This window comes from Micromonospora sp. NPDC005205, assembly GCF_040608275.1.
GTDB lineage: Bacteria > Actinomycetota > Actinomycetes > Mycobacteriales > Micromonosporaceae > Micromonospora.
The window spans coordinates 16,580-27,966 of record NZ_JBEXHV010000035.1; the positions used below are offsets into that span (position 1 = coordinate 16,580).

Annotated in this window: 9 protein-coding genes; 6 read left to right on the forward strand and 3 right to left on the reverse strand. The window is 72.5% G+C overall.

Annotated features, from left to right (window positions below; all coding sequences use genetic code 11):
- Positions 1 to 83 precede the first annotated feature (83 nt).
- Positions 84 to 2,213 carry an efflux RND transporter permease subunit gene (locus tag ABZU43_RS32695; RefSeq protein ID WP_355010227.1) on the forward strand — a complete coding sequence of 710 codons (2,130 nt, stop codon included), beginning with the start codon at positions 84 to 86 and terminating at the stop codon, positions 2,211 to 2,213.
- 46 nt (positions 2,214 to 2,259) lie between these two features.
- On the opposite strand, the gene ABZU43_RS32700 is transcribed toward ABZU43_RS32695, so the two are convergent.
- Together ABZU43_RS32700 and ABZU43_RS32705 are read right to left on the reverse strand one after the other, a co-directional pair.
- Positions 2,260 to 3,135 carry a lytic transglycosylase domain-containing protein gene (locus tag ABZU43_RS32700; RefSeq protein ID WP_355010228.1) on the reverse strand — a complete coding sequence of 292 codons (876 nt, stop codon included), beginning with the start codon at positions 3,133 to 3,135 and terminating at the stop codon, positions 2,260 to 2,262.
- Between the two features lie 34 nt (positions 3,136 to 3,169).
- A complete protein-coding gene (locus ABZU43_RS32705; protein WP_355010229.1) occupies positions 3,170 to 4,591 on the reverse strand; it encodes a DedA family protein in 1,422 nt (473 codons plus the stop codon).
- Positions 4,592 to 4,724: 133 nt separating this feature from the next.
- On the opposite strand from ABZU43_RS32705, the gene typA reads away from it, so the two are divergent.
- The 3 genes from typA to ABZU43_RS32720 all read left to right on the forward strand — a co-directional run bounded on the left by typA (position 4,725) and on the right by ABZU43_RS32720 (position 8,335).
- Entirely contained in the window at positions 4,725 to 6,593 is a 1,869-nt protein-coding gene (typA, locus tag ABZU43_RS32710) for a translational GTPase TypA (protein WP_355010230.1), read from the forward strand.
- A gap of 113 nt (positions 6,594 to 6,706) precedes the next feature.
- Positions 6,707 to 7,558, forward strand: a complete 852-nt coding sequence (locus ABZU43_RS32715; RefSeq protein WP_355010231.1) for a serine hydrolase — start codon at positions 6,707 to 6,709, stop codon at positions 7,556 to 7,558.
- 75 nt (positions 7,559 to 7,633) lie between these two features.
- A complete protein-coding gene (locus ABZU43_RS32720; protein ID WP_355010232.1) occupies positions 7,634 to 8,335 on the forward strand; it encodes a lysoplasmalogenase in 702 nt (233 codons plus the stop codon).
- Here the strand turns inward: ABZU43_RS32720 and ABZU43_RS32725 are convergent.
- Positions 8,304 to 9,101, reverse strand: coding sequence for a tyrosine-protein phosphatase (locus tag ABZU43_RS32725; protein ID WP_355010233.1), 798 nt, complete (start codon positions 9,099 to 9,101; stop codon positions 8,304 to 8,306). The genes ABZU43_RS32720 and ABZU43_RS32725 overlap by 32 nt on opposite strands.
- 44 nt (positions 9,102 to 9,145) lie before the next feature.
- Here ABZU43_RS32725 and ABZU43_RS32730 point away from each other — a divergent pair, with 44 nt between their 5' ends.
- Both ABZU43_RS32730 and ABZU43_RS32735 read left to right on the forward strand, forming a co-directional pair.
- Complete coding sequence (locus ABZU43_RS32730) at positions 9,146 to 10,243, forward strand: dipeptide epimerase (protein WP_355010234.1); 1,098 nt, start codon at positions 9,146 to 9,148, stop codon at positions 10,241 to 10,243.
- Positions 10,244 to 10,302: 59 nt separating this feature from the next.
- On the forward strand, positions 10,303 to 11,226 hold the full coding sequence (locus ABZU43_RS32735; protein ID WP_355010235.1) for an NlpC/P60 family protein: 924 nt from the start codon (positions 10,303 to 10,305) through the stop codon (positions 11,224 to 11,226).
- The last annotated feature ends 161 nt before the right edge of the window (positions 11,227 to 11,387 follow it).

Here is an 11,387-nt window from a genome sequence, read left to right on the forward strand (position 1 = left end):
TCCCCCGGGTTGCAGCATAGAACAGCCCCGGATAATCTCGGCTATCAAGATACTCGACTTCCGAAAGACCTTGAGGTCATCTGATGTCTGTGTTCACCAGAGTCGCTCGTGGCCGGCTGGCCGCCTGGCTCACAGTGGCCGCCGCGATCGTCGTGGGCGCTGCCGTCTTCGGGACACCCCAGCCGGACAACCCGGCACCGGTCTCCGCCACCGGCCTGTCCGTGCAGTGGCAGTCGACCCAGGTGCAACGCCTGCAGGATCAGCTGCCCTCCAGCGACGTGCAGCCGGCCATCGTGGTGATCAGTCGCGGTGACGGCGGCGCGCTGAGCGAAACCGACCGGGCGACCGTCGGCGCTCGCGCCGACGACCTGCGCCGCTTCGCGGTGGGTGGGCAGGTCAGCCCCGCCCAGGTCTCCCCGGACGGCGCGGTGGCCCTGGTCGCCGTACCGCTGGACACCGCCGGCGGGCAGGAGGTCGTCACCGACGCGGTGACCCAGCTGCGCGCCACCCTCGCGGACCTGCCCGACGGGCTGACCGCCGAGGTGACCGGCTCCCCGGCGTTCACCGCCGACCTCTCCTCGGTGTTCGACGGCGCCGACGTCACCCTGCTCGTGGTGACCGCCGCCGTGGTCGCGCTGCTGCTGCTGATCACCTACCGCAGCCCGTTCCTGTGGATCGTGCCGCTGGTCGTGGTCGCCGCCACCGAGCAGCTCACCCTGCGCGCGGTGGACGTCATCGTGCCGGGTGTCGGCATCAACCTCCAGCAGGGTCAGGTCACCGGCATCGCCAGCGTGCTGGTCTTCGGCGCCGCCACCGACTACGCGCTGCTGCTCATCGCCCGCTACCGGGAGGAGCTGCGCCGCGAGGAGGACCGGTTCGCGGCGATGCGCGCCGCGTTGCGCCGCACCGCGGAGCCGATCCTCGCCAGCGGCGGCACCGTCGTGCTCGGCGTGCTCACCCTGCTGCTCAGCGAGCAGGAAACCAACCGGGCACTGGCCGTGGCCTGCGCCACCGGTGTGGTCTTCGCCATGCTCTCGGCCCTGTTCGTGCTCCCCGCCGTGCTGGTGCTCTTCGGTCGCGGCCTGTTCTGGCCGTTCGTGCCCCGGGTCGGCGGCCCGGTACGTGAGGGTCGGCTCTGGGGTCGACTCGGCGCCGCCGTGCAACGCCGCCCGGTGGTGGTCGCGACGCTGGCCACTGTGCTGCTCGGCGGCCTGGCGCTGGGTGGGCTCGGCATCCGTACCGGCCTGTCCGAGACCGAACAGTTCCGGGCCGAGCCCGAGGCGGTGACCGGCGCACAGACCCTGGCCAGGGCCTTCCCCGCCGGCAGCACCCAGCCCGTCGCCGTGATCACCACCCCGGCGGCGGTGCGGGCGGTCACCGACGCCGCCACAGCGGTACCCGGTGTCGCCTCGGCACGCCCCGGCGACGCCGGCGCGGCCGTCGCCCAGGTCGACGTGGTCCTCGACGCCGAACCCGGCACCACCGCCTCGGACCGCGCGATCGAGGCGCTGCGCGCGGCGGTCGCCGCCGTTCCCGACTCCGCGCCGCCGGCCGCCGCCGGTGCCGACGCCCCGTCCGGGGCGATCGTCGGTGGCTCCGTGGCCGCCACGTACGACTCCGACGAGGCCAACGACCGGGACCTGCGGCTCATCCTGCCGATCATCCTGCTGCTGGTCGGCGGTGTGCTCGTGCTGCTGCTGCGCGGTCTGCTCGCGCCGCTGCTGCTGGTGCTCACCGTGATCGCCTCGTACTTCGCCAGCCTCGGCGCGGCCTGGCTGCTCTTCGACCACGTGCTGGGCTTCCCGGCGCTGGACAGCGGTGTGCTGCTGCTCGCCTTCGTGTTCCTGGTGGCGCTCGGGGTGGACTACAACATCTTCCTGGTCACCCGGGCCCGGGAGGACGCCCGCAGCGCCGGCACCCGCGCCGGGATGCTGTCCGCCCTGCGGGTGACCGGCGGTGTGATCACCAGCGCCGGAGTGCTGCTGGCCGCGGTCTTCGCCGTGCTCGGTGTGCTGCCGCTGATCACCCTGACCCAGATCGGGATCATCGTCTGCATCGGTGTGCTGCTCGACACCCTGCTGGTCCGTACGGTCCTGGTGCCGGCGCTGGCGTTCCTGCTCGGCGACCGCTTCTGGTGGCCCGGCCGCATCACGCCCGACCCGGTGCAGGGGGCCACCCCGCGCTCGCCCGAGCCGGTCGCCACACACGACTGACCGACCCGTCGGGGCCGCGGCGAATCCGCCACGGCCCCGACGAGGGTCAGTACGCCAGGCAGACGCACTCGTTCATCAGTGCCCGCACGTTGCGCACGTACGACGGGTTGGGGATGGTCAGCGGCTTCCCCTCCTGAGCCACCGCACCGTGCCCGAAGTTGTACGCGGCGATGACGGCGTTGAGCAGGCAGGAATTCAGCTCGCTGGTGCACAGTGCCGGGTCGAGCCGGAAGTCGGACTCGAAGTACATGTCGCCGATGTACTTCGTCGCCCAGGCCAGGTAGGTGGCGCCGAGGTAGGCGTTGTCCTGGTACGCGTCGATCTTGTAGCTCTTCTCGAACCGCTGGTTCATCCACGTCGCGGTGTCCGGCATCACCTGCAACAGCCCGACCCCACCGTCGCAGGCGTAGATGTTGGACTGCCAGCCGCTCTCCTGCCACGCGGTGGCCTTGAGCAGGTTGAGCGGGATCTTGATGTCCGGTGCCGACACCGGCCAGTAGGTACGGCTCGCCGCGTCGGTCAGCGCCGCCTTCACCTCGGACCGGCTCGCCTGGCTGCCCTTGTAGGTCGGCTTGCAGGAACTCGGCGCCGGCTTCGGCGGCGCCGGTGGGACCTCGGTCTCGGTGGGCGGCTTCGGCACCGGGCGCGGCTTCGGCGCCGCCCGGGTCGGCTTCTTCGTCGTCTTCGGCTTCGGGGTAGCGCTCCGACTCGGCGCGGAACCCATCGACTCCACGGCGCTCACCGACGGGCTCGGCTCCCCGTCGACCTCGTCGGACGGGGCATCGGTCGGCCCGTCGGTGATGGCGACCGGCGCGGCCACGCCCGATGGGCTCTCCCCCTTGGCGGCGCAGCCGACGAGCGCGCCCGCCAGCAGAAGCCCGGCGAGCACTGCGGCGCCCAGCCGATCGGTACGTCGAACCATGCCGATGCCTCCCCCGTGTGATTGTCGCCGCACCCTAACAAGGTTCGACCGGGCGGCGTTGCCCCTGCGACGGCCGCCGGGGGGCCTGGTCCACCGGGGGCTGACCCTTGCCCACCGCCCGGTCCCGGGTCGCCCAGGCGACCATGAACACCACGGTCCAGAGCACCCCGAGCAGCACCGCCGCGGCCGTCCCGCTCGCCGTCTCCAGCCCGAGATAGAGCCGCGCGCCGCCGATCCCGAGCACCCCCGCCGCGGCGGCGGTCCAGGCAGCCACCGCCACCGGCCAGCGGGCGCTGCGCGACACCAGCCACGCCAGGGTGCAGAAACTCGCCGCGACCACGGCGCTCTGGGTGGAGAGCGCAGCCACCTCACCGCCGCCCGGGGCGGTCCCGTGCGGGCCGGTCAGTTCGGCCACCACGGCCAGCACCACAAGCGGCACGAACGCGCCCGCCGTACCGACCACGCTGAGCAGATCCGCCCGCCAGGGTCGGTTGCGCCACGCCAGCACCGCCGCCACCAGCGCCACCAACAGGATCAGCACCGACCCGCGTACCACCGACACCAGGACCAGTGTGGCGTCGGCGGCGTCCGGGGTGCGCCGAGCCGCGAACCACCCCGCGACGGCGCCGTCCAGCGCGGCCAGACCACTGTTGCGGACCGCCAGCGCGAGCAGACCGGCGATGGCGAGCCCGGCGGCGAACAGGAGCAGCAACCCGGCGGCCAGATTGAGCAGCAGCGTCCAGGCCGGGCCGATCCGCATGGCCACCAGGAAGAACAGCACCCCGTAGCGGGCGGTGAGCCACCGCACCGGGGGCAGCGCGCCGGCCCGGGACAGCAGCGCGCGCGCCGGGTCGGGGTTGCGGCCGAGCCACCGACCCACGAGCACCACACCCACCAGGCCGGCCAGCAGCAGGAACGCCACCCCGGTGGCCCGGCCCAGAAGCCGGGAGACGGTGTCGTACGACTCACCGGCGAGGTGACCGAGCAGCACCGAGCCGCCCACCCAGGTCACCACCCCGGCCAGGTTCCAGAGGGCGAACCGCCGGTACGGCATACCGGCCGCACCGGCCAGCCGGGGCACCAGGGTCCGGGCGAAAGCCACCCATCGGGCGGCGAACACCCCCCGCCCACCCAGGCGCGCCAGCATGGCGTCGGCGCGGGCCCACCGCTGCGGCCCGACCCGGTGACCCAGCCCGGCGCGCAGCCGGGAGCCGTACCGCCGTCCGGCCCGAAAGGCCAGCCCATCGCCGAGGACCGCCGCGACGATCATCGCGAGCAACGCCGGCCCGAGCCGCAAGGTACCGTTGTAGGTGAGGAAGCCGACGAGCAGCAGGGTAGCCTCACCCGGCACGAGCAGGCCGAAGATCACCGCGGTCTCGCCCGCCACGATCAGCGCGGCGACCAGGTAGATCCACAGGGTGGGCAGACCCTGCACCCAGGTCAGCAGGTCGTGCACTCAGGCCCCCAGGACACGGGAGCCAGCATGCCAGCCGGGGGAACCACCGGCACAGCGGTTTCACCATAGATCAGGGGCACCTGGGGGTGACCCCGACGCAGCCTGCGCGAGCGCAGGCGGAAGGATAGAGGGTATGCAGCTTCGCACCGACCTCCGCAACGTCGCCATCATCGCTCACGTCGACCACGGCAAGACCACCCTGGTCGATGCCATGTTGCGGCAGGCCGGCGCGTACGGCGCACGCGGCGAGAACACCGAGCGGGTGATGGACTCCGGTGACCTGGAGCGGGAAAAAGGCATCACGATCCTGGCCAAGAACACCGGTGTGCGGTACCTGCCGGCGGACGGCTCCGACCCGGTCACCATCAACATCATCGACACCCCCGGCCACGCCGACTTCGGTGGCGAGGTGGAGCGCGGCCTGACCATGGTCGACGGTGTGGTGCTGCTCGTCGACGCCAGTGAGGGCCCGCTGCCGCAGACCCGTTTCGTGCTGCGCAAGGCGCTGCGGGCCCGGATGCCGATCATCCTGGTGATCAACAAGGTGGACCGTCCGGATGCCCGGATCAAGGAGGTCGTGGACGACACCTACGAGCTCTTCCTCGACCTGGACGCCGACGAGGAGCAGATCGACTTCCCGATCGTCTACGCCTGCGCCCGCGACGGCGTCGCCTCGCTGACCCAGCCCGCCGACGGCTCGGTGCCCGACGACAGCACCTCCCTGGAGCCGCTGTTCCGCACCCTGCTGGACACCATCCCGGCACCCTCGTACGAGGACGGCGCGCCGTTGCAGGCGCACGTCACCAACCTGGACGCCTCGCCGTTCCTCGGCCGGCTCGCGCTGTGCCGGGTCCGCCAGGGCACCATCAACAAGGGTCAGACGGTGGCCTGGTGCCGCACCGACGGCAGCACCCAGCGGGTCCGCATCTCCGAGATGCTGATGACCGAGGGCCTGGAGCGCACGTCGGCCGAGACCGCCGGCCCGGGCGACATCATCGCCGTCGCCGGCATCCCGGAGATCATGATCGGTGAGACCCTCGCCGACGTCGAGAACCCTGTCGCGCTGCCGCTGATCACCGTCGACGAGCCGGCCATCTCGATGACCATCGGCACCAACACCTCGCCGCTGGTCGGCCGGGTCAAGGGCGCCAAGGTCACCGCGCGGATGGTCAAGGACCGGCTCGACAAGGAGCTGATCGGCAACGTGTCCCTGCGGGTCCTGCCCACCGAGCGGCCGGACGCCTGGGAGGTGCAGGGCCGCGGTGAGCTGGCGCTGGCCATCCTGGTCGAGCAGATGCGCCGGGAGAGCTACGAGCTGACCGTCGGCAAGCCGCAGGTGGTCACCCGGGTGATCGACGGCAAGACCTGCGAGCCGGTCGAGCGGCTGACCATCGACGCCCCGGAGGAATACCTGGGCGCGATCACCCAGCTCCTCGCTACCCGCAAGGGCCGGATGGAGCAGCTGGTCAACCACGGCACCGGCTGGATCCGGATGGAGTGGCTGGTGCCGGCGCGTGGCCTGATCGGCTTCCGCACCGAGTTCCTCACCGACACCCGGGGCACCGGCATCCTGCACCACGTCTTCGAGTCCTACGAGCCGTGGTTCGGCGAGCTGCGTACCCGTAACAACGGCTCGCTGGTCGCCGACCGGGCCGGCACGGTCACCGCCTTCGCGATGACCAACCTGCAGGAGCGCGGTCAGCTCTTCGTCGAGCCGACCACCGAGGTGTACGAGGGCATGATCGTCGGGGAGAACTCCCGCTCCGACGACATGGACGTCAACATCACCAAGGAGAAGAAGCTCACCAACATGCGGCAGTCGACCTCCGACGAGACCGAGAAGCTGGTCCCGCCGCGCAAGCTCACCCTGGAGCAGGCGCTGGAGTTCTGCCGCGAGGACGAGTGCGTCGAGGTCACCCCGGCCACGGTGCGCATCCGCAAGGTGGTGCTCGACCAGCAGCTGCGGGGCCGGGCCACCGCCCGCCGCAAGCACGCCGGCTGATCTCACCAGCACCCGACACCGGGCGCGTCGGCCGCTTGCGGCCGGCGCGCCCGTCGTCTTTCCCCCGACGGGTACGCGAGCCCACCCCCGCTTGATCCGCTACGGTCACCGGCATGACCTGGGATGATCTCGACGCCCACCTGGACGGGGTGCCCGGCACCGTCTCCGCGTACGTGGGGCGCCTCGACGCGCCGCCGACCTGGACCCGCCACGCGGACGCCGGCCACTACGCCGCGAGCACCATGAAGGTGGCGGTGCTCGCCGCGCTGCACCGCGCCGCCGAGGCCGGCACCCTGGACCTGGACGCCCCGGTCCCGGTCGTCAACGACTTCGACTCCGCCCAGCCCGGCGCACCCCGCTTCGCCAACGCGCAGCCCTACGACAACGACGACGCGGTCTGGGACCGCATCGGCGGCACCGCGACGCTGCGCTGGCTGGCCGACCGCATGATCGTGCGCTCCAGCAACCTCGCCACCAACCTCGTCCTCGGCCACGTCGGGCTGCCCGCGGTCGCCGAGGTCTGGGCGCTCGCCGGTGCCCGCAACAGCGTCACCGGCCGCGGCATCGAGGACTTCGCCGCCCGCGAGGCCGGCATCACCAACACGGTCACCGCCGCCGACCTGGCCGCCCTGCTCGGCGCACTGGCCACCGGGGCCGACACCCCCGGCCCACTCGCCTCACCGGCGGCCTGCACCGCCATGCTGGACGTCCTGCTCGCCCAGGAACACCGCGAGGACCTCGCCGCCGGCCTGCCCACTGGCACCCGCATCGCGCACAAGAACGGTTGGGTACGCGGCGTCCGCCACGCCGCCGGCGTGGTGCTGCCCGACGACGCCCCGCCATACCTGATCGCCGTCTGCACCACCACCGACCTGGCCGGCGGCGACGACCAGGTGGAGGACGACGCCTGCCTGCTGCTCGCGCACATCTCGGCGCAGGTCTGGGCCGCCCGCCACCACCTCTGACCCGACAGCCTCGGCGGCGATGCCAGCACCGCCGACTACGGCTACGCTGCTCGCACCCCCACCCCGGAGCCGCCGATGCCCCGCAGTCGCACCGTGCTGATCGCCTTCCTCGTCGTGACGGCCGCGAACCTGCTGGCCAACGCCACCGGCGGCGGCCTGGCCTTCCTGCTCACCAAGCCGCTGCTGATGCCGCTGCTGGCCGCGTACCTCTGGCGGGTCAGCGCCGAACGCGCGGCCCGACCGGACCGGCTGCTGCTCGCCGCGCTGGCCTTCGCCACCGGCGGCGACATCGCCCTGATGATCGACGGCACCGGCTGGTTCCTCGCCGGCATGGCCTGCTTCCTCGGCACGCACCTCTGCTACCTCGCGGCCTTCACCCGACGCGGCGCCGCGACCGCGCTGCGCCGCACGCCGCTGGTCGCCGTTCCCCTGGGGTACGCGGCGCTGACCGTCATCGCGCTGACCTGGATGTGGGCGGGGCTCTCCGATGCCGGGCTGGCCGTACCGGTGGCCGGTTACGCGATTGCGCTGGCCGCCATGGCCAGCACCGCCGCCACCCAGGGCTGGCGGGTCGGTGTCGGCGCGGCGCTCTTCCTCGGCTCCGACCTGCTGATCGCCGCCGGGGTGGCCGAGGTGGCCCAACCACCCGGCGCGCCGGTGCTGGTCATGGCGACCTACGCCGCCGGCCAGGCACTGATCGTCACCGGCTGCGCCGCCCGCACCGGCACACCCACCGACGCGCCGGTCACTCCAGCAACTGCGCCCGCAACGCCCTGAGGTCGGAGTCGGTGAGCCCCAGCCCGTCGCGCAGGTACGCGTCGAACGAGCCGTGCACCCGACGCACCTCGGCGTAACCGGCATCGAGATACTCGGCGCGGACCTCCAGCACCGGCACCACCGCGTCGACGTCCAGCTCGGGATTCCGCCGACGCATCGCCTCGACGATCACCGCTCGCAGGCTGTCGGTCAGCTCGTTGTTGCGCAGGTAGTCGGCGCGAACGGCCGCCTCGTCCACCCCGAGCGCCGTCAACAGGATGACGGTCAGCCAACCGGTGCGGTCCTTGCCGGCGGAGCAGTGGTAGAGCAGCGGCAGATTCTCCGGGCGGGACGCCAGCCGCACCGCCTCGGCGAAACCGACCCGCGCCGACTCACCGGTGACGAACCAGCGGTAGATCGCCTCCATCGCCCCCGCCGTGCCCTGCCGGGCCAGCTCGGCGTACGCGTTCAGGTCGTGTCCGAGCAGCACCGCGGAGACGTACGTGAAGACGGGGTGCTCCGCGTCGTGCACCGGCAGGCGCACCACCCGTGGCTCACCGACGAAGCGGTCCTCCGGCGCGACCGCGATCTCCGAGGCGTCGCGCAGATCCACCACGCACGCGGGCCCCAGCTTCGCCAGCACCGGCAGGTCCTCGTCGGTCAGCCGACCCAGCGCCGGAGTGCGGATCAACTGGCCGACCCGGACCCTCCGCCCGTCCGCGCCGACGAGCCCGCCCAGGTCACGCGCGTTCGGCGCACCCACCAGCTCCCAGCCCTGCCCGGTCATGCGGTCTCCCCTCCGAAGGTGAACCTCCGTATAGGGTGCCTGACATGACGATCTCGGCGGTACGCACCCACCGGGTTTCCGCTCCCTTACACACCCCGTTCGTCACCGCGCTACGTCGCACTACCACAGTGGACACTCTGGTCGTCGAACTCGTCGACAGCGACGGCCGGTCCGGCTTCGGTGAGGCGCCGCAGGTCTGGCAGGTCACCGGCGCGTCGGTCGCCGGCGCGCAGGCGTGCGTCCGCGAGCTGCTCGGCCCACGGCTGATCGGCCGTGACCCGGACGACCTGGTGGCCAGGTGCGCCGAGGTGCAGCGCGCCGTGGTCGGCAACGAGGCCGCGAAGGCGGCGGTGGACGTCGCCCTGCACGACCTCGTCGCGCGGCGACTGGGCGTACCCCTGGTGCGGTTGCTCGGGGGCACCACGCTGCGGGTCCCGACGGACGTCACGCTGGCGGCAGGCGACGCTGTGGACCTGGCGACCGCGGCACGGCAGCGCCAGGCCGACGGCTTCGGCGTGCTCAAGTTGAAGGTCGGCACCGACGCGGCCGGTGACCTGGACCGGGTTCGCGCGGTACGGGCGGCCGTCGGCCCCGGCACCCGGATCCGGCTGGACGCCAACCAGGGCTGGACGCCCCGGGAGGCGGTCCGGGTGATCCGCGGCATCGAGGACGCCGGGCTCGACGTGGAGTTGGTCGAGCAGCCGGTGGCCCGCTGGGACCTGGACGGGCTGGCCTGGGTCAGCGACCGGGTGTCCGTGCCGATCCTGGCAGACGAGGCGGTCTTCGGGGTGCGTGACCTGGTGGAGGTGATCCGCCGCCGGGCCGCCGACCTGGTCAACGTCAAACTGGCCAAGTGCGGTGGACTGCACCCGGCCCGCACCCTCCTCGACCTGGCCTCCGCGCACGGCCTCGGCACTGTGGTCGGCTCGATGATGGAGAGCCAGGTCGGCATCGGGGCGGCCGCGAGCCTGGTCGCCGCGTACGGCACCACAGCGGTCTCCGACCTGGACGCCGCCTGGTGGCTGGCCTGGTCACCGGTGCAGGGCGGCATTCGCTACGACGGGGCGACGGTGGTGCTGCCGGATGCCCCTGGCCTGGGCATCTCCGGCCTCGCTGAAGCAAAAGTGCAGGCCCATGGTTGATGGCCGTCGGTTTCTTTCATAGGGTTTCCCTGGACAGCCGACACGATCTGGGGGTTGACGTGGAGCTGCAACCGGGCCGCGAGGCCGTCGTCCGGGTCGCCGTGGCGACGCTGTGGACCTCCCCCGAGGCCGTCCGCGCGGTCGACCGTCCGGCGCTGACCGCCCGCGCCGACATCCCGACCTGGGTCTCCGGGATGGACACCGACCAGCAGGTCGGCGACTGCGTGCTGAGCCAACTCCTGCTCGGCGAACGGGTCCTCGTCAGTGAGCTACGCCCGGACGGCTGGGCCCGGGTCGTCGCCGTCGAACAACCAGCCGCCAAGCTGGATCCCCGCGGCTACCCGGGTTGGCTTCCCGCCGAGCAGTTGGCCGTTCTCGACCCGACCCACACCGGCATCGACCACCCGCTGGTGGTGGACGCCACGGTCACCGGGCTGCACGCCGCCCCGAACGGGCCGGTGGTGCTGCCCGGCGTCGTCGTCGGCACCCGGCTCGTCCCGGCCGGCCCCGCGCTCGACGACTGGCGGCCGGTGCACGTTCCCGGTCGGGCCGCCCCGCTCTGGCTGCCCGACCGTCACCTGGTGTCGTCGGCGGTCGCGTCGCCAGCCGCCGCGCAGGCGCTCGCGGTGGCACAGCGCCTGCTGGACGTGGTCTACATCTGGGGCGGTCTCTCCGCGCACGGCATCGACTGCTCGGGGCTGGTGCATCTGGCCTGGCGGCGGTTCGGGGTGCTGCTGCCCCGCGACGCCGACGATCAGGCCGTGGCCACCACCCCACTGTCGTTGGGCGCGGAACGCCCCGGCGATCTCTACTTCTTCGCCCGACCGGGCCGCAAGATCCACCACATCGGCATCGTCACCGCCGCCCCCGGCGACGGCGGCCAGCGCCGGATGCTGCACGCCTGCTACCGGCGGCGGCGGGTCATCGAAGAGGAACTGCCGGCAGACCGGACCGCCACACTGGTGGGCGCGCACCGGGTCTAAGGCCTGTTTCATAAGGGCGGTCGAGCCGAGGCGGAGTCCGGGCGGCGATCCGGCAAGGCGCGGTTGCGTCCGGATACCGGTGTCGTATCCGGACGCAACCGCAACGCCGCCGGTCGTCGTCCGGGCCCCCCCCACGCCGGGCAGTTAATTTAAACAGGGCT